The following is a 25,328-nucleotide window of genomic DNA, read 5'->3' as shown; positions in this document are numbered from 1 at the left end:
CTACAGTTGGTTGTGGATCAAACATCGGTCTCAAAACAAAATGCGTGATCCCCGTCTCGCGCGTCATGCTGTCCGGATGGATGAAAGACGCACCGTGAAGGTGTCGAAGTACCTCTCGAAGCACCTGCGCCATCAACCCGAGCGCATCGGCCTGACCCTCGACGACGCCGGCTGGGTCGAGATCGAGACCCTGATCGCGGCGGCCACCGCCCACGGATTCCGCTTCACCCGGGACGAACTGGACCATGTGGTCGCCGCCAACGACAAGAAGCGGTTCGCGATCGAGGGCACCCGGATCCGGGCCAGCCAGGGCCACAGCGTCGAGGTCGACCTCGGACTGCCGACGGCGACCCCGCCGCCGTACCTCTACCACGGGACCGTGGCCCGCTCCCTGGAGGCGATCCGCGCCGAGGGCCTGCGGCCCATGAACCGCCACGACGTACACCTCTCGGCCGACCGGGAGACGGCGACCCGTGTCGGCGCGCGACGCGGGCGGCCCGTCGTGCTCTCCGTGGACACCGCCGCCATGCACCGCGACGGCCACGTCTTCCACGTCAGCGCGAACGGAGTGTGGCTGACGAAGGCGGTGCCGCCGCAGTACCTACGGTTCCCTCAGACGCACTGAGCGCACTGGGCTCACTGAACGCGCCGGAGCCACCGGAGCCGCCGGAGCCGATTCCGCGGCCGTCCCTGCATCCGCCGCCCCCTCACCGGCATGATCATCGGCATGGACCACCTCCCCACCACCGAGGCCGCCGTCACCGCCCTCCGTACGATCGCCGCCACCTACCACCGCGAGATCGAGGTCACGCACGACATCGGCGCCGACCGGACCTCGCGCCGCAGCGCCGCCGGCGTGGGCGTCACCACCGACCCGGACGGTTCCCTGCCTCATGAGGCCTACGTGGAGTTCGGCGGCCTGCCCCGGGTGAGCGTGCGCCTCTACCCCGAGGACGACGCTCTGATCACGGTCGAGGGCGTCGAGTGCCCCGACATCCCGCGCGACGACGTACCCGCCTTCCTCCGGTCCGTCTACGACGGCCTCGCCTACGTCAAGGCCCGCCGCTTCCCGCCCGGCCACTTCCTGATCGTCCCCCTGCCCGGCGGCCGCGGGGTCAAGCAGTACCTGCCGATGTTCGGCCTCAGCCCGTGGCTGAGCCGATGCGTAAGGTGACCGTTTCACGTGAAACCGAGGCGGGCGCCTACGCTCGCTCCATGAGCCTGCGCCTGAGCACCGTCATCCTCCCGTACCTCCGCTGGCACGAGGGCGGCCGTTCGACATGGACGCGTGCCGAGCAGCTCGGTTTCCACACCGCGTACACCTACGACCATCTGTCCTGGCGCAGCTTCCGGGACGGCCCCTGGTTCGGCGCGATCCCGACGCTGACGGCCGCCGCGGCCGTGACCGACCGGCTGCGACTGGGCACCCTGGTGACCTCGCCGAACTTCCGGCACCCGGTGACCCTCGCCAAGGAGCTGATCTCCCTCGACGACATCTCCGGCGGCCGCGTCACCCTCGGTATCGGAGCGGGCGGCACCGGATTCGACGCCACCGCCCTCGGCCAGGAACCGTGGACCCCGCGGGAGCGGGCCGACCGGCTGGCCGAGTTCGTCCCCCTGCTCGACCGGCTGCTGACCGAGGACTCGGTATCGCACGAGGGCACGTTCTACTCGGCGCACGAGGCCCGCAACATCCCCGGGTGTGCGCAGCGCCCCCGGCTGCCCTTCGCCGTGGCGGCCACCGGCCCGCGTGGGCTGAAGCTCGCGGCGCGCCACGGGCAGGCGTGGGTGACCACCGGCGACCCCAAGCTGTACGAGAACGGCACCCCCGACGAGTCGGTCGAGGCCCTTCGCGGCCAGGTCGCGAAGCTCGCCGAGGCCTGCGCGACGGTCGGCCGCGATACCGACGAGCTGGACAAGATCCTGCTCACCGGCTTCACCCCGGACCGGGGCCGTCCGCTGGAGTCGCTCGACGCGTTCGTGGACTTCGCCGGCCGTCACCGGGAGCTGGGCTTCACCGAGCTGGTGCTGCACTGGCCCATTCCCGACTCGGACTTCGCCGCGAACGAGAAGGTCTTCGAGCAGATCGCCATGGAGGCCCCGGCACAGCTGGGCTGACCGGGACAGCCGACCGCGACAACAGGTCATCCATGTCCCACCTGCACGGGCCCCCGCACGCCTGTGCGGACCTATGCGCGAGAATGGCCGGGTGACCTCAGCGACCAGAGAACCCGCGACCCCGGCCGCCACCGTTCCGCCCCGGCTGATCGCCACCGATCTCGACGGCACCCTGCTGCGTGACGACAAGTCGGTGTCGCCACGCACGGTCGCCGCCCTCGCCGCCGCCGAGGAGGCGGGCATCGAGGTCTTCTTCGTCACCGGCCGCCCGGCCCGCTGGATGGACGTCGTCAGTGACCACGTCCACGGCCACGGCCTGGCGATCTGCGGAAACGGTGCCGCCGTGGTGGACCTGCACGGCGGCCCGGGCACCCACCGGTTCGTGAAGGTGCGGGAGCTGGCGCGGGAGAACGCGCTGGACGCCGTGCGGCTGCTGCGCGACGCGGCCCCCGGCACGGTCTACGCCATCGAGCAGACCTACGGTTTCTACCAGGAGCCGAACTACCCGAAGCTGCACCTGGAGATCCCCGACCACCGGGCGCCCGCCGAGAATCTGCTGGCGCCGGACGCGCCCGGTGCCGCCGAGCCGGTGCTGAAGATCCTCGCGTACCACCCCGACCTCGATCCCGACGCCTTCCTCACGGTCGGCCGCCTCGCGATCGGCGCCCGCGCCAACGTCACCCGCTCCAGCCCGAGCGCCCTGCTGGAGATCAGCGGACCCGGCGTCTCCAAGGCCAGCACCCTCGCCCTGTGCTGCGCCGAGCGCGGCATCTCGCACGAGGAGGTCGTCGCCTTCGGGGACATGCCGAACGACGTGGAGATGCTGACCTGGGCGGGCCAGTCGTACGCCATGGGCAACGCCCACCCGGACGTGGTCACCGCGGCCTCCGGACGGACGGTCGCCAACAACGACGACGGAGTGGCGGTCGTGATCGAACGGATGCTGGCGGAGCGCGGATGACCGCCTGCGGCCGACCGCCCGGAGGAAACGGGCGCGGAGCGGAGACGCGGTCTCATGTCCGAGGTGCCGTCGCGCATCGGTGAAGCGGTCGCGCGTCTGAGGCCCGGCCACGTATCTGAGGACCGGCCACGCGGCCGGAGGGTGACGGCCCTCGCCTATCCGACCGCCACCCCGCGCGCCCCGAGCCACGGCACCGGATCCAGTGCCGAACCCGTCCGCGGGGTGACCCGCACCTCGAAGTGCAGGTGCGGACCGGTGGAGTTGCCGGTGGTGCCGGACTGGCCGATCCACTGGCCGGCCGCCACCCGGTCGTCCCGGGCGACGGCGACGGCGGCCAGGTGGGCGTACTGGGTGTAGTAGCCGTTCTCGTGCCGGATCACGATCTGGATGCCGAACGCTCCCCCACAGGAGACCTGCACCACGCGGCCCGCACCGGCGGCCCGCACCGCGGTCCCGATCGGCACCGCGAAGTCCTGCCCGGTGTGCCGGTGCGCCCAGCGCTCGCCGCCGCTGCCGAAGCTCGCGGACAGCCGGTACGTCTCCACCGGCGCGACCCACGCCCTCGTGGAACTCGTCCGCTGCCGGCCGAGCCGGACCGCGCCGCCGCACCGGCCCGTCGCGACCGAGGCGTCCGCCCGCGCCTGCAACCGCCGCCGGGCCTCGTCGAGCCTCGCCTCGATGGACCTCCGCACGCCGGCGAGTTCACGGTTGCGCCTCTGCACCGCCCGCCACCGCGCTGCCTCCGCGGCCTGGTCGGCGGCGAGCCGGGCCTCGGCCTCGCGGCTCCTGCCGATCGCGACGGCGAGCGCCACATTTGCCTGCGGCAGGGCGCGTTGCGGGCGCGTCGGCTGGTCGGTGCCGCCGTGTCCCACGTGGGCACCGCGCCCCAGATCCTGGTACAGGACGGCGAGCGATCGGCGTTCACCGTCCAGAAGCTGCCCGGCGCGCCGCACCCTGGCCTCCTGCTCGTCGGCCTCGCGCCGCCCCGCCTCGTACCGCTGTGTCACCAGGGCGGCGTCCTGGTACAGCCGCGCCACCTCCGAGCCGGCTCCCGGGCCCCGGCCGCCCGTACCCTCCCCGGCTTCACCGTCGGCCCCCGTGGGCCGTGCCACGAGTACCGCGAACGCGCACAGCAGGACAGGAACGAGCAGCGGATGACGACGAGACAGGCGCATATGACTGATCGTCACCTGATCCGGACGAACCGGCCCTGTTCAGGTCGTACGCACGGGGGACCGACCGCCCCGGACGGCTCAGTACGGGCTGTGCGGACCGTCCGCCGGACTCGCGTCCAGCGGTGCCTGCCAGACCACCGTCGTACCCCGGCCGTCCCCCTTGCCCGGTCCGTACCGGCTGCCGCCGCCGAGGGACTCGGCCCGCCGTTCGAGGTTGCGCAGCCCGCTGCGCCGGCCGCCCTCGACGATGCCCACGCCGTCGTCCGCGACGGTCAGGCGGACACCGGGCCGCCCGTCCGGCAGGATCACCGTCGCATCGACCACGACATCGATCCGGGACGCCTCGGCATGCCGGAAGGCGTTGGAGAGGACCTCCCGCAGGGCGGCGACAAGGTTCGTGCCGGTGAGGTCGCCGACCCGTTCGTCGACCTCCCCGACGAAGCGGTGCGAGGGCCTGAAGCCGAGCGGTACGGCCGCCATGTCGATCTCGTGGAGGACGCGCGTGCGCAACCCCGACGCGGCCTGTGCGGGGCCCTGTTGCAGCGCGAAGATCGCGGTACGGATCTCCCGGATGGTGACGTCCAGTTCCTGAACGGCCTTGCCGACCCCCTCCCGCACCTCGGGCACGACGGAGCCGCGCCGCGCGCTCTCCAGCATCATCCCCGTCGTGAACAGCCGCTGGATGACGAGGTCGTGCAGACCGCGGGCGATACGGTCGCGGTCCTCGTACACCGCGAGCCGCTCCCGGTCGCGCTGCGTCTCGGCCATCATCAGGGCGAGCGCGGCCTGCGAGGCGAACTGCTCCGCCAGGGTGCGTTCGGTCCGCGTGAAGAGCCGCGCTCCGCGCGCGCGTGGGGTGACGAGGCCGCCCAGGATCCGCCCGTCGCTCTCCAGTGGAAGCAGCATGATCGGACCGTAGGCAGGCGGGAAGCAGGTGCCCATGCGGGGGTCGGTGGCCGCGTCGTCGACGAAGGCCGCGTGTCCGTGCAGGAGTTCGCCGACGATCCCGTTCTCCGCCGGGATGACCAGACCCAACAGGGTGGACGGCCGGTCGCAGGCCACCGCGACGACCTCCAGGCCGCCCTCGTCGGCGGGCAGGAGCACGAGTCCGGCCGCCGACCCGGACAGCCGGCGGGCCTGTTCGGCGACGACCTGGAGGGCGTCGTCGGTGTCACCGCCGGACAGCAGGGCGGTGGTGACGGCCACCGATCCGTCGATCCAGCGCTCACGCTGCTGGGCGGCCTCGTACAACCGGGCGTTGCCGACGGCGATGCCCGCCTCCGTGGCCAGCACCCTGACCATGTCGAGATCGTGGTCCGTGAACGGCCCCCCGCCGCGCTTCTCGGTCAGATAGAGGTTGCCGAAGACGTCGCCGTGGACGCGGATCGGGACGCCGAGGAAGCTGCGCATCGGCGGATGGTGCCGGGGGAATCCGCAGGAGCGCGGGTCCGTGGTCAGGTCGGCGAGCCGGACCGGTTCAGGGTCACGGATGAGCGCGCCCAGCAGCCCCTGGTGCCCGTCCGGCAGCCGCCCGATCCGCCGGACCGTCGTCTCGTCGGCCCCGTGGTGGACGAAGTCGGACAGTCCTTCCCCGTCCTCGGCGACGACACCGATGGCCGCGTACCGGGCGTCGGTCAGGTCGGCCGCCGTCGCGCAGATCCGGTCCAGCGTCGGGTGCAGCTCCAGTCCGCTGCCGACGCACCGCATCGCGTCCAGCAACCGTGCCACCCGCGCGGCCTGCTCGGCCGGCCCAGCCGGTTCGGCCGGCAGGCCCGACGGGGGCTCGGAGGGCGCCGCGGGAGACATGCCCCGAGCCTAATCAGACGTATTTGTCCAGGAAAGTCGAATTGCGTCCGGCGGCCGTCCCACAGCCATGGGACGGCAGCGCGTCACCCCGCCCCCACCAGCGATTCCGACTCCGCCTCCCGCCGCGCCATCCCGCGCAGCGGCCCCGCTGCCGCGGCCAGTTCCGCGTAGGTCCCGCGCTGGACCACCCGGCCCTCGACCAGGACGAGCACCTCGTCCACGGCCTCCAGGCCGGCCAGCCGGTGGGTGATGAGCAACGTCGTACGGCCCTCGGTGGCGGCCAGCAGATCGGCGGTGAGCGCGTCGGCCGTCGCCAGGTCCAGATGCTCGGCGGGCTCGTCCAGTACGAGCACGGGGAAGTCGGCGAGCAGCGCGCGAGCCAGCGCCAGACGCTGCCGCTGCCCGCCGGACAACCGGGCACCGTGCTCGCCGATCGACGTGTCGAGCCCGTCGGGCAGGCTGTCCGCCCAGTCCGACAGCCGGGCCCGCGCGAGCGCGTCACGCAGGTCGGCCTCGGTCGCGTCCTTCCGGGCGAGGAGCAGGTTCTCGCGCACCGAGCTGTCGAAGAGGTGCGCGTCCTGCGCGCACAGTCCGATGTGCCGCCGCACATCGTCGCCGTCCAGCGCGTACGCGTCCACACCGCCCAGCGTGTACGAGCCCGCTTCCGCGTCCAGGAAGCGCAGCAGGACCTGCGCCAGGGTCGTCTTGCCGGATCCGGACGGCCCGACCACGGCGATCCGGCGCCCTTCCTCCAGGGTGAGGTCGACTCCGCCGACCGCGTCCCGGGTCTGCCCGGCGTGCCGGGCGGCCAGCCCCCTGACCACGACCGGGAAAGGCGACGCGGGCGCGGTCCGGGGCCGCTCCGGTGCCCGCACGGGTTCGGGAGCGTCGAGCACCTCGTACACACGCTCCGCGCTCCTGCGCACCCGCTGCCGGAACTGCGCGGCGACCGGCAGCCCGAGGACCGCCTCGAAAGCGGCCAGCGGGGTCAGCACGACGACGGCCATCGCCACCCCGCTCAGCCTCCCGGCGGCGACCGCCTGGGTACCGACGACGGCGGTGGCGGTCACGGTCAGGCCGGACAGCAGCGCGGTGAGGCCGTCGCCGAGCGCGGTGGCGGTGGCGGCCCGCGAGGCGATCCGGGTGAGCGCGGTGTCGGCCTTCCGGGCCTCGGTGCTGCGCGCGGGCAGCGCGCCGGCGACGGTGAGCTCCGCGGTACCGGTGAGCAGGTCGGCGACCCGGGTGGCGAGGAGGCCACGGGCCGGGGCGAGACGCTGTTCGGCTCGGCGGGCCACGGCGGCCGTCACGAGCGGCACGCCGGCTCCGGCCGCGAGCAGCCCGGCCGCGAGCACGGCGCCCGCCTCGGGCAGCAGCCAGGCGGTGAAGGCGACGGACCCGGCGGAGACGAGCGCGGCTGCGCCGGCCGGCAGCAGCCAGCGCAGCCAGTAGTCCTGCAAGGCGTCCACATCGGTGACGAGCCGTGCGAGCAGGTCGCCCCTGCGGGTCCGGCGCAGTCCGGCGGGCGCCAGCCGTTCCAGCCGCCGGTACACGGCGACCCGGGTGTCGGCCAGCATCCGCAGCACGGCGTCGTGCGACACCAGCCGTTCCGCGTACCGGAAGACGGCCCGCCCGATACCGAAGGCGCGCGTCGCCGTCACTGCCACCATCAGGTACAGCACCGGCGGCTGTTGCGAGGCCCGCGAGATGAGCCACCCGGAGGTGGCCATCAGCCCGACGGCGCTCCCGAGCGCGAGGCTGCCGAGCAGCAGGGCCAGCGCGAGCCGTCCCCGCCGCGCGCCGGCCATGGCACGGACGCGGGTCAGGACACCGCGCGTGTCCGACACGGGACGCGTCCCGGCCTCGGCTTCCGGGGCGACGGGCGTTCGCCCGGCCGCCGGCTCGACCGGACGCACCTCGGCGTTCCCGCTCCCGGCCACCTCGTGGGCGTCAGGACTCGGCATCTCCAGGCGCACCACCCGGTCCGCCACCGCCAGCAGCGCCGGCCGGTGCACCACGAGCAGCACGGTTCGTCCCACCGCCAGCCGGCGCACCGCCTCGACGACCTCGGCCTCGGTCTCCCCGTCCAGTGCGGCCGTCGGCTCGTCGAGCAGCAGCACGGGCCGGTCCGCGAGGAACGCCCGGGCCAGGGCGAGGCGCTGTCGCTGTCCCGCGGACAGACCCGCCCCGTCCTCCCCGAGCAGGGTGCCGGTCCCATCCGGGAGAGCGTCGACGAACTCCAGCGCGCCCGCGTCCTTCAGCGCCCGCCGTAGCGCGCCGTCGTCCGCCTCGGGACGCGCCAGCCGTACGTTCTCGGCGATCGTCCCGGCGTACAGGTGCGGTCGCTGCGGCACCCAGGCGATCCGGGAACGCCACTGCGCGAGGTCGAGGTCGGCCAGGTCCGTCCCGCCGACCCGGACCCGTCCCTCGATCGGGCCCACAAAACCCAGCAGAACGTGCAGCAGCGTGGACTTGCCCGCACCGCTCGGCCCTACCAGCGCGACCGTCTCACCGGTTTCGACCGTGAGGGAGGTGCCGGTGACGGCGTCCGCGGACCTTCCGGGATATCTGACCGTCACCCCCTCGAAGACGACGGCCCCCGTCGGCACGGCGGACGCTCCGGACGCCGGGACCGGGGTCTCCAGCACAGCGAAGATCTCCTCGGCCGCCGCGAGCCCCTCCGCCGCCGCGTGGTACTGCGCCCCCACCTGGCGCAGCGGCAGATACGCCTCGGGTGCGAGCACGAGGATGACCAGTCCGATGTACAGGTCCATCTCGCCGTGGACGAGTCGCATACCGATGGTCACGGCGACCAGGGCCACCGAGAGCGTCGACAGCAGCTCCAGCGCGAAGGAGGAGAGGAAGGCGATCCGCAGCGTGCGCATGGTCGCCTGCCGGTACTCGCCGGTGATGCGCCGGATCGAGTCCGCCTGTGCCTTGGCCCGCCCGAACACCTTGAGGGTCGGCAGCCCCGCGACCACGTCGAGGAAGTGTCCCGAGAGCTGGGACAGCAGCCGCCACTGGCGGTCCATCCGGGACTGGGTGGCCCAGCCGATCAGCATCATGAACAGCGGGATGAGCGGCAGAGTGCCGACGATGATGGCCGCGGAGACCCAGTCCTCGGTGACGATCCGCGCGAGCACCGCCACCGGCACGACGACCGCGAGCCCCAACTGCGGGAGGTAGCGGGCGAAGTAGTCGTCGAGGGCATCGACTCCTCGGGTGGCGAGGGCGACCAGTGATCCGGTCCGCTGGTCACTCAGCCACCCGGGCCCCAGGGCGGTGGCCCGCTCCAGCAACCGCCCCCGCAGTTCCGACTTCACGGCAGCGCTCGCCCGGTGGGCCGCCAGTTCGGTGAGCCAGGAAACCAGCGCGCGTCCGCCCGCGACCGCCGCCAGCAACAGCAGGGGAGTGCGGAGTTCACCCGCCGACATTCCATGCTGGAAGGCGCCGACCACCACCTCGGCGATGAGCATCGCCTGCGCGATGACCAGCCCTGCACCGAGGGCTCCCAGGCCGACGACCGCGACCAGGAAGACGCGGGTGGCTCGGGCGTACCGCAGCAGTCGCGGATCGATTGGTTTCACGTGAAACATGCCCTTCGGCCCAGAGGGGTGTGTTTCACGTGAAACACACCCCTGATCGGACTCAGTGCGCGGCTTCGGCGATGTGCTGCGTGCCGATCCGCTTGCGGAACACCCAGTAGGTCCAGCCCTGGTACAGCAGGACGAGCGGCGTGGCGATCCCCGCACACCAGGTCATGATCTTCAGGGTGTACGGGCTCGACGAGGCGTTGGTGACCGTGAGGCTCCAGTCCGCGTCGAGCGAGGACGGCATGACGTTCGGGAAGAGCGACAGGAAGAGCATGGCCACGGCGGCCACGATGGTGACGCCGGAGAAGGCGAACGACCAGCCCTCACGCCCCGCCCGGATCGCCACGAGTGCCGCGACGAGCGCCAGCACCGCCACGACCAGGGCCACCAGACTCTGGCCGTCCCCGCTGTCGACCTGTGTCCACACCAGGAAGACCAGCGCCAGCGCGGCGGCCACCAGACCGACCCGAAGCGCCAGCTTTCGCGCGCGTTCCCGGATGTCCCCGACGGTCTTGAGGGCCGTGAACACCGCACCGTGGAAGGTGAACAGCGTCAGCGTCACCAGGCCGCCGAGCAGCGCGTACGGATTGAGCAGATCCCAGAAGCCACCGACGTACTCGAAGTTCTGGTCGATCTTCACGCCCCGCACGATGTTGCCGAAGGCCACACCCCACAGGAACGCCGGGATCAGCGAGGTCCAGAAGATCGCCGTCTCCCAGTTGCGCTGCCAGTTCTCCTCCGGCCGCTTGGCCCGGTACTCGAAGGCGACGCCCCGGACGATCAGACAGACCAGGATGATCAGCAGGGGCAGGTAGAAGCCGGAGAACAGCGTGGCGTACCACTCGGGGAACGCCGCGAACGTCGCGCCGCCCGCCGTGAGCAGCCACACCTCGTTGCCGTCCCAGACGGGGCCGATGGTGTTGATCAGCACCCGCTTCTCGATCCGGTTCCGGGCCAGCAGCTTGGTGAGGATGCCGACCCCGAAGTCGAAGCCCTCCAGGAAGAAGTAGCCGGTCCACAGGACGGCGATCAGGACGAACCAGACGTCGTGAAGTTCCATGACTGTGCAGCTCCCTCGGCCTAGTACGAGAAGGCCATCGGCTTGTCGGCGTCACGAGGGTCGCCGCCGATCTTCGTGGGCGGGTTGAGGTCGGCCTCGGTGAGCTCCGGCGGTCCTGCCTTGACGTACTTCACGAGCAGCTTGACCTCGACCACGGCGAGGACGGCGTACAGCGCGGTGAAGACGATCATCGAGGTGAGGACTTCGCCCTGGGAGACACCGGGGGAGACCGCCTGACGGGTCTGGAGGACGCCGTAGACGACCCAGGGCTGGCGGCCCATCTCGGTGAAGATCCAGCCCCAGGAGTTGGCGATCAGCGGGAAGCCCATGGTCCAGATGGCCACCAGCCAGTACAGCTTGCCGAGCTTGGGGTTGAGGGCCTTGTTCTTGAAGAGCACCAGGTGCGGCACCTCGTCGTCGCCGACCCGCAGATGCTCGGACAGCATGAACTTCTTGCGGGTCAGCCAGAGTCCGGCCAGGCCGATGGCGAAGGACGCCATGCCGAAGCCGATCATCCAGCGGAACGCCCAGAAGGTGACGGGGATGATGGGCCGGTAGTCACCGGGGCCGTACTTCTCCTGCTCGGCCTTGTTGGTGTCGTTGATACCGGGGACGTACGAGCTGAAGTTGTCGTCGGCGAGGAACGACAGTATCCCCGGGACGGACAGCTCGACGGTGTTGTGTCCCTTGCTCACATCTCCGTACGCGAAGATCGAGAAGGGTGCGGAGTTCTGGCCGTCCCACAGCGCCTCGGCGGCGGCCATCTTCATCGGCTGCTGCTTGAACATGACCTTGCCGAGGGTGTCACCGCTGATCGAGGTGAGCAGGCCGGCGATGACGACGGTGACGAGGCCCAGCCGCAGCGAGGTCTTCATCACGGTGACGTGCTTCTTGCGGAACAGATGGAGGGCCGCGATGCCGACCATGAACGCCCCGCCGGTCAGGAAGGAGGCGCTGAGTGTGTGGAACGCCTGGGCGAGCGCGGTGTTCTGGGTCAGTACCGCCCAGAAGTCCGTGAGTTCGGCCCGCCCCTTCACCTTGTTGATCCGATAGCCGACCGGGTGCTGCATCCACGAGTTGGCCGCGAGGATGAAGTACGCCGAGAGGATCGTGCCGATGGAGACCATCCAGATACAGGCCAGGTGGATCCTCTTGGGCAGCTTGTCCCAGCCGAAGATCCACAGGCCGATGAAGGTGGACTCGAAGAAGAAGGCGATGAGGGCCTCGAAAGCCAGCGGGGCGCCGAAGATGTCACCGACGAAGCGGGAGTAGTCCGACCAGTTCATGCCGAACTGGAACTCCTGCACGATGCCGGTGACGACACCCATCGCGATGTTGATCAGGAAGAGCTTGCCCCAGAACTTCGTCGCCCTGAGGTACTTCTCCTTCTCGGTGCGCACCCAGGCGGTCTGGAGGCCGGCCGTGAGAGCGGCGAGCGAGATCGTCAGGGGGACGAACAGGAAGTGGTAGACGGTGGTGATACCGAACTGCCAGCGCGCCAGTGTCTCCGGCGCCAGAGCCAAATCCACGTCGTCAGTCTCCTTACATCGCCGCGAGAGCGGCAGTTTGCCCCCTTTGTCGCCCGCATCATCGGCACAAACGGGACACGCTTGTGAACGCGTTCACATTCACAAGCAAGTATGACGCATGCCCGTTCGAAGCCGGAGCGGTGGGGGGTACCTAAGGAGGTCCTCCAACAAAACGGGCGCCTGTTCCACGTGGAACAGGCGCCCGGCGCTCCCAGCGGCTCTCCGCGAAGTTCCCCGCGGAGGGCCGCTGGGGTTCTACAGCTCCTTGCGGAACCCTTCCGCCACCTTCAGGAAGATGTCGTTCGCCTCGTTCTCCCCGATCGTCACCCGCACACCCTCGCCCGGGAACGGCCGGACCACGACGCCCGCCTGCTCGCACGCCGCCGCGAAGGCGGCCGTGCCCTCGCCCAGCCGCAGCCACAGGAAGTTGGCCTGGGTGTCGGGGACCGTCCAGCCCTGAGCGCGCAGGGTGTCGACCACGCGCGTGCGCTCACAGACCAGGGAGCCGACCCGGCCGAGCAGTTCGTCCTCGGCGTTCAGGGAGGCGACCGCCGCGTCCTGCGCGAGCTGGCTCACGCCGAACGGGACCGCCGTCTTGCGCAGCGCCGCCGCGACGGGCTCATGGGCGATGGCGAAGCCGACGCGCAGGCCGGCGAGGCCGTACGCCTTGGAGAACGTGCGCAGGACGCAGACGTTCGGCCGGCCGCGGTACAGCTCGACGCCGTCCGGCACCTCGGGGTCACGGATGAACTCCCGGTACGCCTCGTCGAGCACCACCAGCACATCGCCGGGCACCCGGTCCAGGAAACGTTCCAGCTCAGCCCGCCGCACCGCCGTGCCGGTCGGGTTGTTGGGGTTGCAGACGAAGATCAGCCGGGTGCGTTCGGTGATCGCGTCGGCCATCGCGTCCAGGTCGTGCACGTCGCCCGGCGTCAGCGGCACCCGCACCGACGTGGCGCCGCTGATCTGCGTGATGATCGGGTACGCCTCGAAGGAACGCCAGGCGTAGATCACCTCGTCACCCGGCCCGGCGGTCGCCTGGATCAGCTGCTGGGCGACGCCCACGGAGCCGGTGCCGGTCGCCAGATGGGAGACCGGGACGCCGAAGCGGTCGGCCAGCTCGTTCATCAGGGCCGTGCAGGCCATGTCCGGGTAGCGGTTGAAGGCGGAGGCCGCGGCCGTCACGCTCTCCATCACACCGGGCAGCGGCGGGTACGGATTCTCGTTGGAGGACAGCTTGTAGGCCACCGGACCTTCGGCCGCGGCGGCTTTGCCCGGCTTATAGGTGGGGATCCCCTCCAGCTCGGCGCGCAGCTTGGGGCTCGTCTCGCTCACCGCAGTCCTCCTCGTGACCACCACCGGTTCCAATACTCCTCACCTTATGAGGATTCGGCCCGGCTGCGTACTGGTGGTGCCCAACCTCCTCGGTACGTCGGGCCGCCACCGGCGCCGATCTCACCCGTCCCACCAACATCAGGGGCATCACCGTATGAAGGCGTACGAATCAGGGGGCGCGCCATACATATATCTATGCGCCGGTAGCTCACGCCGTGGCGCGCATCGCCCGTGCAGGTGAGTTGAGACCTCTTCGAGACATCGGACACTTGGCAGGTCCGTGCACGCCGACAAGTCAGGTATCGGTATTGAATCGTTCAACTGACTTGTTTTCTAACGTAGTTGATACCAAATGACCTTGCAGAAACGTGCCTGTCAACGCGTGCATATGCGTCCGCACTACCCCACCGCATGAGCCCTACTATCGGCTCGCCATGACAGCAGCAGGGAAGCACCAGGTGAGCCGCGCGGAGACCTCGCGCCGAGGCAACCGGCCGGGCCGGGCGGGTATCAGGGACGTGGCCGCCGCCGCCGGGGTCTCCATCACGACCGTCTCCGATGCCCTCAACGGCAAGGGCCGGCTCCCCGACGCCACCCGACGCCATGTCCGCGAGGTCGCCGACCGACTGGGCTATCGCCCCTCGGCCGCGGCCCGAACCCTCCGTACCGGCAAGTCGGGCCTCATCGGCCTGACCGTGACGACCTACGGGGATGAACCTTTCACCTTCACCGAGTTCGCGTACTTCGCGGAGATGGCCAGAGCCGCCACCTCCGCCGCGCTCGCCCGCGGCTACGCCCTCGTCATTCTGCCCGCGACCTCGCGTCACGACGTGTGGTCGAACGTCGCCCTGGACGGCACGGTCGTCATCGACCCCTCCGACCAGGATCCGGTCGTCAGCGAGCTGGTCCGCCAGGGCTTACCGGTCGTCTCCGACGGCCGCCCGGCCGGCGCGCTGCCGGTCACCGCGTGGGTCGACAACGACCACGAGGCCGCCGTACTCGGCATCCTCGACCACCTGGCCGACGCGGGCGCCCGACGCATCGGCCTGCTCACCGGGACGACCACCGACACGTACACCCGCCTGTCGACCACCGCGTATCTGCGCTGGTGCGAGCGCGTCGGCCAGGATCCGGTGTACGAGGCCTACCCGGCACACGACCCGTGCGCGGGCGCCGTCGCCGCCGACCGGCTGCTCGCGCGCCCCGACCGCCCCGACGCGGTCTACGGCCTGTTCGACCCCAACGGCACCGATCTGCTCGCCGCCGCCCGGCGCTACGGACTGCGCGTACCGGACGACCTGCTGCTCGTCTGTTGCAGCGAGTCCACCGCGTACGCCACCACCGAGCCGCCCATCACCACGCTCTCGCTGAAGCCGCGCCGCATCGGCACGGCGGTGGTCCAGCTCCTCATCGACGCCATCGAGGGAGTCGACTCCGACCTGCCGGTCGAGCAGGTGATACCCACGGAGCTGATCGTGCGCACCTCTTCCCAGCGACGCCCGCCTCGCACCACGGTGAGCCCGCCGAGGGCGCCTGAGAAGGGGTGACATGCGGGGCCACGCGGTCTCCGGGGCGGCCGAAAAAACGGCCGGGCCGGCGGACGAGGCGCGTCGGCCACGGCGCGGCGCGCCGCCCGGCTGTCGCGGCTGGGTGTCGGCGCCCGGATGCCGTCCCCAGGTGTGGTTTCCGGGTGTCGTTGCCGGGAGCTGTGCCGGGTGGCTCGCTGCTCGGCCGCCGCCGGGTACCACGGCGGTCGGCTCGTTTCGTCGGCGGCGCCGGCGGCGGGCACTCGGGCGCTGCGCGGCGGGTGGTGGTCCGTCTGCTCCCCCAGGAGCACTGCCTGCTCCCGACTCCGGCGGGGTGCTGCGGTCGACGCTCCGGCGAGTGAAGGCGGACGGGTACCGGGCCGGAGGGAAGTCGGCGGGGTCGCGGTGACGGAAGAGGCCCGGGGCCGACCTTCGGGCGGTCCCCGCGCCGTCGACGTGGTGGAGCGCGGCACACCCGATCGTGGGAGACAGCTGTGAAAACGGCGTCCGGTGCACCCCTCGGCCCGACGAACCCCTAGTCAGGAGGTGGTCGAAGCCCTACCCAATCGGGGCGAATGACGCACCGAACTGTAGTCGTGCGCCGATTCACCACCCCTGGGTCATCGCACGGCCCGATCCGCATTCCTATGATGGGCCCACGGCACCCCGGGCCGCTGCGACCAGGCAGTCCGAAGCGGTGCAGATGCGGCGCGATGGTGGAGGGGTCTGATGACTCAGGGGGCCGGTCAGGGACCCGAGGTGGAGCGGACGGCGACGTTGCGCGACTTCCGGGTGCCCGCGTACGTCCACGAGACCGGTCCGTACGCCCACGGCACCCACCCCGGTGAGGCCGCCATCCCGGTCGAGGAACCGCCGGTGGAGCACCCCGACGGGTACACCCCCACCCAGCGCGACCTGCCCGTCATCAACCGGGGTGACACGCTTCAGGTGGCGGTCGAGCCGGCGATCACGACGGCCCCGCAGCCGGGTGTCGGCCCCGGCCCGCTGTACGTCGTCGGAGACGTGCACGGCTACATCGACGAACTGCTCGCCGCCCTCCAGGCTCAGGGCCTGGTCGACTCCGCCGGCCAGTGGTGCGCGGGCACCGCGCGGCTGTGGTTCCTCGGCGACTTCACCGACCGCGGGCCGGACGGCATCGGCGTCATCGACCTCGTGATGCGGCTGTCCGCCGAGGCCGCCGCGGCCGGCGGCTACTGCAAGGCGCTCATGGGGAACCACGAGCTGCTGCTGCTCGGCGCCAAGCGGTTCGGCGACACCCCCGTCAACTCCGGCGCGGGCACCGCCACCTTCCAGGCGGCCTGGCTGCTCAACGGCGGCCAGAAGACCGACATGGACCGCCTCCAGGACCACCACCTCCAGTGGATGGCCCGCCTCGACGCCATCGAGGAGGTCGACGGCCACCTGCTCGTCCACTCCGACACCACCGCCTACCTCGACTACGGCGACTCGATCGAGGCGGTCAACGACACCATCCGCGAGACCCTCACCCGCAACGACGCGGACGAGGTCTGGGACCTGTTCCGCAAGTTCACCAAGCGCTTCTCCTTCCGCGACGAAGGCGGTGCCGACGCCGTGCGCTCCCTGCTCGATACGTACGGCGGCGCCCGCATCGTTCACGGCCACAGCCCGATTCCCTACCTGCTGGGCGAGGTCGGCTCCGAGGACGACGAGGACGGCACCGGCCCCGTGGTCGACGGCCCGCACGTCTACGCCGAGGGTCTCGCCATCGCGATGGACGGCGGCGTGACCATGGCCGGAAAGCTGCTGGTCCAGCAACTGCCGTTGACTGCCTGAACGTTCGCCGGACATATGTCCGGCGGCCGACGTCCGTGCAGGCCACCACCCAATTCTGGAAACCCCCTGTCACCCCGAGCCGTAGCCGCTCTACTATCGGCTTATCCGTAGCAGGCTCCCCTCCGTTTCTGCCCGACGGCTCGTCGCCATGCGAGCCTCAAGCCCTACGGAGCATCGGGGGATGCACATGAACAGCGTTCCGCAGCACCTGCTGAGCGAGGACCGCCAGGAATACGAGCGGATCCTCGGTGAGGCGCTGCGCTCCGCACCACACCGCCCGGAACTGGCCGCGGTAGGACAGCGGCTCAACGCCGAACAGCTGCGCACCATGGCGCTCAACGCCACCGCACTCATCACGGTGGCCGCGGCGACCGAGTACCAGCACTACGTGAAGGTCCGCGAGGAACTGCGCCAGCCGGCCCAGTCCACCCCGTCGTCCGTGTCCGCAGTCGGCTCGACGGAGCCGGGCGCGGGTGCGATGGGGCTCGCCGCCACCATGGGAGAGGTCGCCGAGACCGCCGGCGCGGGTGCCGTCGCCGTCGTCGCGGTCCTGGCCCCCGTCCTCGCCGGAACCGCCGCGGCGATCTTTCTGCTCGTGGGGTACCTGCTCAAGATGCTCGACCCCGAGCCGACGTTCGCCCAGACCATGATCACCGCCGGGTGGGTGTTCGGCGCCATGACGGCGGCCGCGATCCTCGTGGCCACCGTCGGGCTGCTGCTCACCGCACTGCGCAACCGGCCCTCGCTCGAAAGCGGACCACACCCCGAACTCCTCGAGGAAGTCGCCCAAGCCAAGGAAGCCTGGTGCGAGGCCCTCCTGGAACGGGGCATCCTGCCGTTCCTGCGAGAAGCACTGGCCGACCCCGGCACGGCGGTGGCGGGGTATCGCACGCCCCCGCCCGCACCGACCGGTCGCATGCCGCGCCTCGGCTACGACCGTCCGGGCTTCACCAGCCCCGACGACGGCCCCGCCGCGGGCCCGCGCCCGAGCTACACGAGCCCGGACTTCACCAGCCCGGACTTCGGCGGGCCCGAGCACCAGCCGGAATAGCCCCTCGGCTTGCGCCCCCGCAGGGAGGCGCAGGCCGAGCATCCGCCCCCGTCCGCCGGGACAGGCGCACGCTCATGCCGTCGACAGTTCCCCGGCGACGTCCGTCGTGGCCCGTACGAACTCGCGTACGCGCTCCGTGGTGTTCCCCTCCAGCCAGACCGGGCCGCGCTCGATCGGCCGCGCGTCGTGGAGGGGCACGTAGGACACGTCAGGTCGGGGGTAGTAGCGGCGGGAGTGCTCCCCGACCGGAAGGACGCCCCTGCCCATCGCGACCAGCGTGAGCATCTCGGAGAACGAAGCTCCGGCCGGCCCCTTCGGCACGGGTCTGCCCGACGGGGTGCGGTCCGGGGTGCGGTCCCGCTTGAACGCCGCCGAGGTCACCTCGGGGTACTGCACCACGGGGTGGTCCGCGAGCACTTCGAGCGACACCGACTCCTCGTCGGCGAGCGGATGTCCGGCGGCGACGGCGAGTACCCGCTCCTCCGTCAGCAGTACCGGCCCGCGGGCCATCCCGTCGAACGGGTACGAGGCGATGAGGACATCGACCGAGCCGTCGAGCAGGCTCGCACGGGAATGGGACAGCTGAACCTCCCGCACGGCGACCCGGCAGTCGGGGTGCCGCTCGCCGAACAGCGCGACCGCTTTCAGAAGAGCCGGTGCCGTCCACTCGCCGAGGAAGGCGACCCGCAGTTCTCCCGTGACCCCGCGGCTGGCGTCGGCTGCTTTTCGGACCGCGTTCTCGATGCCGGTGACCAGCGGTATCAGGTCAGCGGCCAGCTGACGCCCGATCGCCGTGAGCCGGACGGTTCTGCTGTTCCGGTCGAACAGCGGGCCACCGATCCGGCGCTCCACCTTCTTGATGACCTGGCTGACCCGCCCGGTCGTGATGTGCAGACGCTCCGCGACACGGCCGAAGTGCAGCTCCTCGGCGAGCGTCAGGAAGATCTCGATCTCCAGCCGTTCCAGCATGATCCCCCAGCGTTTAATCAGACTCAACGAACGTATAGCGATCGTGCCTTGATGACGGATTTCCCCCGGCGGATCGTAGAAGACGTCCACCCGCACCCCACGAGCCGAGGAATCCCCATGGCCGCCTCCGCCCCCACGGCCCCCCTGGTCGGGCCCGACGACGCAGAGCTCATGACCGTCGACGGCGTGGGCCACGCCCTAGCCGCCCGCCCGCATCGCGCGATCGCCCTGGAGACGACATGACCCCTCTGCGCGTCAAGGCCTTCGACCATCTGGTCCTCAACGTCGAAGATGTCGAACGGTCCCTGGACTTCTACACCGGGCTCCTCGGCCTGGATCCGGTCCGCGTGACCGAGTGGCGGTCCGGCCGAAGCCCGTTCCCCTCGGTACGGATCAGCGCCGAGACCATCATCGACCTGGTCGCCGGCCCTCGCGGCGGATCCAACGTCGACCACATCTGTCTCACCGTGGAACCGCTGGACTGGGCGGAGGTCATCGGGTCAGGGGCCTTCACGGTGCTCGAAGGCCCCGTTCAGCGCTTCGGCGCACGCGGCACCGCCACGTCGGTCTACGTCCAGGACCCGGACGGCAACACCGTGGAGCTCCGCTGGTACCCGCAGGACTCCGTGGCCTGACCATGCTCCGGTCCTCCCGGTCCGGGTCGGCTCATGCCCCGGACCGGGATCCGTCTCGGTCGGCCTCGGACCGTGTCAGTCCGCCATGGGCAGATAGACCCGGTTGCCGCTCGCCGCGAACTCCTTCGACTTCTGGAGCATCCCTTCGGCGATCTCCTCAGGAGAGGCCCCTTCGGCCCCCGCCCCGCCGAACCGCTCGGTGATGGTCTGGCTGATCTTCATCGAGCAGAACTTCGGCCCGCACATCGAGCAGAAGTGGGCCGTCTTGGCGGGCTCCGCCGGCAGGGTCTCGTCGTGGAACTCCCGTGCCGTGTCCGGGTCGAGGGCGAGGTTGAACTGGTCCTCCCACCGGAACTCGAAGCGGGCGTCGGACAGCGCGTCGTCCCATTCCTGCGCGCCCGGGTGCCCCTTGGCGAGGTCGGCCGCATGGGCAGCGATCTTGTAGGTGATGACGCCGGTCTTGACGTCGTCACGGTTGGGCAGGCCCAGGTGCTCCTTGGGCGTCACGTAGCAGAGCATCGCCGTGCCCCACCAGGCGATCATCGCGGCACCGATGCCGGAGGTGATGTGGTCGTACGCCGGCGCGACGTCCGTGGTCAGCGGGCCGAGCGTATAGAACGGAGCTTCATCGCAGATCTCCTGCTGAAGGTCGATGGTCTCCTTGATCTTGTGCATCGGGACATGTCCCGGGCCCTCGATCATGGTCTGTACGTTGAAACGCTTGGCGATCGTGTTGAGTTCCCCGAGCGTGCGCAACTCCGCGAACTGCGCCGCGTCGTTGGCGTCCGCGATCGATCCCGGGCGCAGACCGTCGCCCAGCGAGTAGGTGACGTCGTAGGCGGCGAGGATCTCGCTCAGTTCCTCGAAGTTCTCGTACAGGAACGACTCCTGGTGGTGCGCGAGGCACCAGGCCGCCATGATCGAGCCGCCGCGCGAGACGATGCCGGTCTTGCGGTTGGCCGTCAGCGGCACGTACGCCAGCCGGACCCCCGCGTGGACGGTCATGTAGTCCACACCCTGCTCGGCCTGTTCGACGACCGTGTCCTTGTAGATCTCCCAGGTCAGCTCCTCGGCCCTGCCGTCGACCTTCTCCAGGGCCTGGTAGAGCGGCACCGTCCCGATGGGGACGGGGGAGTTGCGCAGCACCCACTCCCGGGTGGTGTGGATGTTGCGCCCGGTGGACAGGTCCATGACCGTGTCGGCGCCCCACCGGGTCGCCCAGGTCATCTTGTCGACCTCCTCCTCGATGGAGGAGGTCACCGCGGAGTTGCCGATGTTGGCGTTGACCTTCACCAGGAATCGCTTACCGATGATCATCGGCTCGATCTCCGGGTGGTTGACGTTCGCCGGCAGCACGGCCCGGCCCGCCGCGATCTCCTCCCGGACCACCTCGGGCGCCACGTTCTCCCGGACGGCCACGAACTCCATCTCCGGTGTGATCTCGCCCCTGCGCGCGTAGGCCAGCTGGGTGACCGCCTTGCCGTCACGGCCGCGGCGGGGCTGGCGCGGCCGTCCAGGAAAGACCGCGTCGAGGTTGCGCAGGCCGCCACGCGGCGAGGTGTGCTTGATCCCGTCGTCCTCGGGGCGGACGGGACGCCCCGCGTACTCCTCGGTGTCCCCGCGCCCGATGATCCAGTTCTCCCGCAGCGGTTGGAGGCCCCTGCGGACATCGGTGGCGAGGAGGGGATCGGTGTACGGGCCCGATGTGTCGTACAGCGTGACCGACTGCCCGTTGGTGAGGTGCACCTGACGGACCGGCACGCGCAGGTCGGGGCGTGATCCCTCGACGTACGCCTTGTGCCAGCCGATCGATTTCCCGGCCTCCTGGGGCTGTTCGCCCTGGTCGGAGGCAGGCGTGCGTGCGTCCTTGTTGGTCATGAGACCTACTCCCTACGCCGGCATTACCCGGTAACAGGTTCAGCGGTCGACGCAGCGGCTTCCGTCGGCGGACGTTTCATGTGAAACATCACTCGTTCCACGTGAAACATCGCTAAGACGAAGGTCAGCGCCCTCTCAGCCCGGTGCTCCGAGCTCCCGCGTGTGCAAAGGTGCCTCCACGCTAGCGTCATTTGTGGCGCGGTGAACAGTGGGCCTCTGCCGTTCTTGCGATGATCGGTCGGTGACCACGACACACGAACCGCCGTACCCATCGCCGGACCAGCCTCGCGGACCCGGTGCCGACCACGGCACCGGGAGCGGCAACGGCAACGGCCCCGGATACGGCCATGGTTCCGGTGCGGGGCACACTCACGGACAGCACCACGGACACGGCCCCGGAGTTGGACAGGGGCCCAGACCTGGGCAGGGGCCCGTACCTGGACACGGGCCCGTACCTGGACACGGGCCCGACCAGGGGCATGGTCCGGGACACGGGCACGGACCCGGGGATCAGGATCCGGGTTCGGGCGGCGGACACGGGTCCGGATCCGGTGGCGGGCACGGTCACTCGCACAGCCACGGCCCCGCCGCCCCCGTCTCCAAGCACCTGCGCAAGGTCATCGCGGCGATCCTCGTGCCGTTCGCGGTGGCGGTGGTGGCCGGCCTCGCGGTGCTGTGGCCCGGTGGTGCCCCGGCACACGAACGCACCGGGGTCGGCTTCGACCGGCAGACGCAGCAGGCCACGGTCACCACGGTGGACAGCGTGAGCTGCAGTTCGGTGAACGCCCCGGGGGGCGCCCCGGCCGGAGACACCTCGACCGCCGAGGGCTCCTCCGGCCGGCAGGATGCCAAGGGCACCTGCAAGAAGGCGACGATCCGGGTCGACACCGGCTCGGACAAGGGCCGTACGTTCACCGAGATCGTCCAGCCGGACCAGTCGCGTCAGCTGCACCAGGGCGAGGAGGTCGTGGTCGCCTACGAGCCCTCCGCGCCGAAGGATCTCCAGTACTCCGTCACCGACGTCAACCGCCGGATCCCGATGACGCTGCTCGCGGGCGTCTTCGCGCTCGCCGTCGTGATCGTCGGGCGGCTGCGGGGTGTGATGGCTCTGGTGGCACTGGCCATCAGCTTCCTGATCCTGAACTTCTTCATCCTGCCCGCCATCCTGCAGGGTTCGAACCCGCTGGTCGTGGCGGTGGTGGGGTCGAGCGCCATCATGCTGATCGCCCTGTACGCGTGCCACGGACTGTCGGCCCGCACATCCGTGGCGGTACTCGGCACTCTGATCTCACTGGTGCTGATCGGCGTTCTGGGCTCGCTGTTCATCGACTGGGCCTCGCTCACCGGCAACACCGACGACAGCACCGGTCTGATCCACGGTCTGTATCCGGGGATCGACATGAGCGGTCTGCTGCTCGCCGGCATCATCATCGGCTCGCTCGGTGTCCTCGACGACGTGACGGTGACGCAGACGTCGGCGGTCTGGGAACTGCACGAGGCCAATCCGTCGATGGGCTGGCGGGGGCTGTACCGCGCGGGCATCCGCATCGGCCGTGACCACATCGCGTCCGTCGTCAACACGCTCGTCCTCGCCTACGCGGGCGCGGCGCTGCCCTTGCTGCTGCTGTTCTCCATCGCGCAGAGCAGCGTCGGCACGGTCGCCAACAGTGAACTGGTCGCGGAGGAGATCGTGCGCACGCTGGTGGGATCGATCGGTCTGGTCGCGTCGGTGCCGGTCACCACCGCGCTCGCGGCGCTGGTGGTCGCGGCCGACCGGCCGGGTCAGGACGGCGCCGTGACCGCGGCCCCGACGGGTGCCCAGCAGGCTCCGGCACGCGCGGGGAAGGGCCGCCGACGCAAGCGGTGACGCACACCTGACACCACCCGAACGCCTCGCCGCGGCATCACCCGGACACCTCACAGCAGCAACACCCGGAGCAGCCGGATCGGCCGGATTCCACAGAAGCGTTCCTGCAGACCTGCGGAGAGCCCACAGAAGCGTTCCTGCATGCCCCCACGCGCCGCTCTGACGCGTCCGGCGCCCTCAGGCGTCCCCGGCTTCAGCCCGCGCTCTGTTCCTCCGCCAGGATGCGGTCCAAGGCCTCGTCGAGATGGGCGTCGAAGTCGGCGAGAGAACCTTCCTGACCGAGCGGCACCAACTTGTCCGTGCGGTCGAGGAAGGCCACGAGCGGCGCGGTCGACGAGCGGAACAGCGCCTGGTCCACGCCGACCTGAAGCCGGATCAGGACCTCGCCCAGCGAGTCGGGGTCGACGGGCGCGACCCGCACGTCTCCCTCACCGCACGCCCGGCCCACCCCGTCGATCAGGAGCTCCCGCCCGAAGGCCCACGTCACCGGGGCGTCTCCGGGAAGGTGGAAGGTCAACCGCACGGCGTACGGATCACTGGACTCGTAGCGCAGTTCCACCGGGATGCGGAAGGAGAGCTCCTCGGAGACGAGAAAGCTCATCATGACCTCTGCCTGGACCGACTCGCGCATCGCCTACCCCGTCATATGCCGTCGCATGGCTGGGAATGAACCCCTGACATTTGGTGGCATCTTGCAGAAAGTACACGACAGATCACAAGGAGTGATTTTTCAGATACTGATAGAGAGCCCGAACGACCCCAGCAGGCGCCCGATCTCGGCCTGCAACTGCTGCACGGCGGGAATCAGCCGGTCGGCCTGATGGGAGGGCAGCGAGATGGCCATGGTCGCGGCCGTCGCACCCAGCGTGATCGGGATCGCCGCGCACACCGCCCCCAGGGCGTACTCCTGGCGTTCCGTCACCGGTCCGGTCCGCCGGGTGCGTTCCAGCCGTCGTAGCAGGGTGTGACTGTCACGCACCGTGTACGGGGTGAGGGACCGCACGGGGTAGCGGTCCAGGTGGTCACGGCGGGATTCGTCGTCCAGCTGGGACAGCAGACACTGTCCGATGGCGTGCGCGTGCCCGGTCTCACGGAAGTCGGCCCACTCCTCGACCGCCGGATTGCCCGGGGTGTCGGAGACGCACAGGAGCTCGATCTCGCCGCCGCGGTACACCGCGTAGTACACCGGCACACCGATGGAATCGCGCCATCGCGCGAGCGCTTCGACGACCGTGCTGCGACGTTTCTGCCCGGCTCCGCTGCTGCTCAGCAGCTCGGCGGCCTCGCCGAGGAAGAACAGACCCTTGTCACGGCGCAGATAGCCCTCGTACACGAGGGTGCGCAGCAGGTGGTAGGCCGTGGGCAGGGCGAGTCCGGTCTCGCGGGCCAGCTGTTTGGCCGGGGCTCCGTGTGCGTGGGTGGCGACGGATTCCAGCAGGCGCATCGCGCGCTGCACCGATCCGATGAGGGTGGTCGTCGCGGAATGCGGCTGCTCGGGAACCGACGTGGACGGCGGACGCGGAACCAGGGAGGGGACGGAGCGCGGCCGCGCGGAGGGAGCCTGCGGATCCGCGGATGCGGTGTCAGCGGTGGCCAAGGGGCACTCCGTTGCGCGAGGGGGCAGCCCGTGCGGGGAACACGGGTGGGGGGTGTACGCCGCCCGCGGGGTCTTCCCCGCGTCGAATTCCGGACTTTATCCGGCTGCCACCGCTCGCAGCCGAGCTGTCCGGGAAACTTCCCCCGCCCGAGGGAACCGGTGATTCCTGTTACCGGTCACCGGTTGCCCCCGCGGTCACCAGTCGCTGCGCGACGAGGAGCTCGACGTGAACTTGCGCACGACGTAGATCAGTCCACCGACCAGGGCTACGAAGATCAGCGCCTTGAAGAGCAGACCGATCACGATGGTGACGACCGTGGCTATGAGGCTGCCGAACACGAACAGAGCGATGACCGGCACCGCGATCCACTTCACCCACCACGGCAGTCCCGCGAAGATCTCTCGCATCGCCCTCG

General features: G+C 70.4%; 21 protein-coding genes. 10 read left to right on the top strand and 11 right to left on the bottom strand.

Annotation, left to right across the window (positions count from 1 at the left end; genetic code table 11):
* The first annotated feature begins 76 nt into the window (after positions 1-76).
* The 4 genes from ACWCQK_RS06910 (at position 77) to ACWCQK_RS06895 (ending at position 3,079) form a co-directional block, all read left to right on the top strand.
* The gene (locus tag ACWCQK_RS06910; protein WP_451152685.1) at positions 77-625 is read left to right on the top strand and encodes an RNA 2'-phosphotransferase; all 549 of its coding nucleotides are present in this window, start codon (positions 77-79) and stop codon (positions 623-625) included.
* 102 nt (positions 626-727) lie between these two features.
* Positions 728-1,174: a hypothetical protein gene (locus ACWCQK_RS06905; protein WP_451152683.1), complete on the top strand. Its 447-nt coding sequence runs from the start codon at positions 728-730 to the stop codon at positions 1,172-1,174.
* A gap of 41 nt (positions 1,175-1,215) precedes the next feature.
* Positions 1,216-2,118: an LLM class flavin-dependent oxidoreductase gene (locus ACWCQK_RS06900; protein WP_451152681.1), complete on the top strand. Its 903-nt coding sequence runs from the start codon at positions 1,216-1,218 to the stop codon at positions 2,116-2,118.
* A gap of 73 nt (positions 2,119-2,191) precedes the next feature.
* The gene (locus tag ACWCQK_RS06895; protein ID WP_451152679.1) at positions 2,192-3,079 is read left to right on the top strand and encodes an HAD hydrolase family protein; all 888 of its coding nucleotides are present in this window, start codon (positions 2,192-2,194) and stop codon (positions 3,077-3,079) included.
* A 155-nt stretch (positions 3,080-3,234) separates the two neighbouring features.
* Here ACWCQK_RS06895 and ACWCQK_RS06890 read toward each other — a convergent pair whose 3' ends face one another.
* From ACWCQK_RS06890 to hisC, 6 genes are all read right to left on the bottom strand, one after another.
* Positions 3,235-4,254, bottom strand: a complete 1,020-nt coding sequence (locus ACWCQK_RS06890; RefSeq protein WP_451152677.1) for a M23 family metallopeptidase — start codon at positions 4,252-4,254, stop codon at positions 3,235-3,237.
* A 78-nt stretch (positions 4,255-4,332) separates the two neighbouring features.
* On the bottom strand, positions 4,333-6,060 hold the full coding sequence (locus ACWCQK_RS06885; RefSeq protein ID WP_451152675.1) for a GAF domain-containing protein: 1,728 nt from the start codon (positions 6,058-6,060) through the stop codon (positions 4,333-4,335).
* An 83-nt stretch (positions 6,061-6,143) separates the two neighbouring features.
* Entirely contained in the window at positions 6,144-9,644 is a 3,501-nt protein-coding gene (cydD, locus tag ACWCQK_RS06880; protein WP_451152673.1) for a thiol reductant ABC exporter subunit CydD, read from the bottom strand.
* Positions 9,645-9,705: 61 nt separating this feature from the next.
* A complete protein-coding gene (gene cydB / locus ACWCQK_RS06875; RefSeq protein WP_451152671.1) occupies positions 9,706-10,710 on the bottom strand; it encodes a cytochrome d ubiquinol oxidase subunit II in 1,005 nt (334 codons plus the stop codon).
* A gap of 20 nt (positions 10,711-10,730) precedes the next feature.
* Positions 10,731-12,239 (bottom strand): cytochrome ubiquinol oxidase subunit I, encoded by a 1,509-nt coding sequence (locus tag ACWCQK_RS06870; protein ID WP_451152669.1) that lies wholly within the window; start codon positions 12,237-12,239, stop codon positions 10,731-10,733.
* Positions 12,240-12,494: 255 nt separating this feature from the next.
* Complete coding sequence (hisC, locus tag ACWCQK_RS06865) at positions 12,495-13,574, bottom strand: histidinol-phosphate transaminase (RefSeq protein WP_451152667.1); 1,080 nt, start codon at positions 13,572-13,574, stop codon at positions 12,495-12,497.
* 434 nt (positions 13,575-14,008) lie between these two features.
* On the opposite strand from hisC, the gene ACWCQK_RS06860 reads away from it, so the two are divergent.
* From ACWCQK_RS06860 to ACWCQK_RS06850, 3 genes are all read left to right on the top strand, one after another.
* Positions 14,009-15,121, top strand: a complete 1,113-nt coding sequence (locus ACWCQK_RS06860) for a LacI family DNA-binding transcriptional regulator (protein ID WP_451152665.1) — start codon at positions 14,009-14,011, stop codon at positions 15,119-15,121.
* Positions 15,122-15,829: 708 nt separating this feature from the next.
* Positions 15,830-16,915, top strand: a complete 1,086-nt coding sequence (locus ACWCQK_RS06855) for a metallophosphoesterase (RefSeq protein ID WP_451152663.1) — start codon at positions 15,830-15,832, stop codon at positions 16,913-16,915.
* 181 nt (positions 16,916-17,096) lie between these two features.
* Positions 17,097-17,966 carry a hypothetical protein gene (locus ACWCQK_RS06850; protein WP_451152661.1) on the top strand — a complete coding sequence of 290 codons (870 nt, stop codon included), beginning with the start codon at positions 17,097-17,099 and terminating at the stop codon, positions 17,964-17,966.
* Positions 17,967-18,038: 72 nt separating this feature from the next.
* Here ACWCQK_RS06850 and ACWCQK_RS06845 read toward each other — a convergent pair whose 3' ends face one another.
* On the bottom strand, positions 18,039-18,935 hold the full coding sequence (locus ACWCQK_RS06845) for a LysR family transcriptional regulator (protein ID WP_451152659.1): 897 nt from the start codon (positions 18,933-18,935) through the stop codon (positions 18,039-18,041).
* A 117-nt stretch (positions 18,936-19,052) separates the two neighbouring features.
* Here ACWCQK_RS06845 and ACWCQK_RS06840 point away from each other — a divergent pair, with 117 nt between their 5' ends.
* Both ACWCQK_RS06840 and ACWCQK_RS06835 read left to right on the top strand, forming a co-directional pair.
* Positions 19,053-19,178 (top strand): hypothetical protein, encoded by a 126-nt coding sequence (locus ACWCQK_RS06840; RefSeq protein WP_451152657.1) that lies wholly within the window; start codon positions 19,053-19,055, stop codon positions 19,176-19,178.
* Positions 19,175-19,570, top strand: coding sequence for a VOC family protein (locus ACWCQK_RS06835; RefSeq protein WP_451152655.1), 396 nt, complete (start codon positions 19,175-19,177; stop codon positions 19,568-19,570). The genes ACWCQK_RS06840 and ACWCQK_RS06835 overlap by 4 nt, the downstream gene beginning before the upstream one ends.
* Positions 19,571-19,645: 75 nt before the next feature.
* Here ACWCQK_RS06835 and thiC read toward each other — a convergent pair whose 3' ends face one another.
* Positions 19,646-21,448, bottom strand: coding sequence for a phosphomethylpyrimidine synthase ThiC (gene thiC / locus ACWCQK_RS06830; RefSeq protein WP_451152653.1), 1,803 nt, complete (start codon positions 21,446-21,448; stop codon positions 19,646-19,648).
* 241 nt (positions 21,449-21,689) lie between these two features.
* Here thiC and ACWCQK_RS06825 point away from each other — a divergent pair, with 241 nt between their 5' ends.
* The gene (locus ACWCQK_RS06825; RefSeq protein WP_451152651.1) at positions 21,690-23,315 is read left to right on the top strand and encodes a YibE/F family protein; all 1,626 of its coding nucleotides are present in this window, start codon (positions 21,690-21,692) and stop codon (positions 23,313-23,315) included.
* A gap of 193 nt (positions 23,316-23,508) precedes the next feature.
* Here ACWCQK_RS06825 and ACWCQK_RS06820 read toward each other — a convergent pair whose 3' ends face one another.
* From ACWCQK_RS06820 to ACWCQK_RS06810, 3 genes are all read right to left on the bottom strand, one after another.
* Entirely contained in the window at positions 23,509-23,946 is a 438-nt protein-coding gene (locus tag ACWCQK_RS06820; RefSeq protein WP_451152649.1) for an SsgA family sporulation/cell division regulator, read from the bottom strand.
* A gap of 99 nt (positions 23,947-24,045) precedes the next feature.
* Entirely contained in the window at positions 24,046-24,912 is an 867-nt protein-coding gene (locus tag ACWCQK_RS06815) for an IclR family transcriptional regulator (protein ID WP_451152647.1), read from the bottom strand.
* A 195-nt stretch (positions 24,913-25,107) separates the two neighbouring features.
* Positions 25,108-25,320 carry a DUF5326 family protein gene (locus tag ACWCQK_RS06810; protein WP_451152645.1) on the bottom strand — a complete coding sequence of 71 codons (213 nt, stop codon included), beginning with the start codon at positions 25,318-25,320 and terminating at the stop codon, positions 25,108-25,110.
* Positions 25,321-25,328: the final 8 nt, after the last annotated feature.

This window comes from Streptomyces sp. NPDC002306 (genome assembly GCF_053593435.1).
This window is presented reverse-complemented; position numbering and strand designations above follow the sequence as displayed.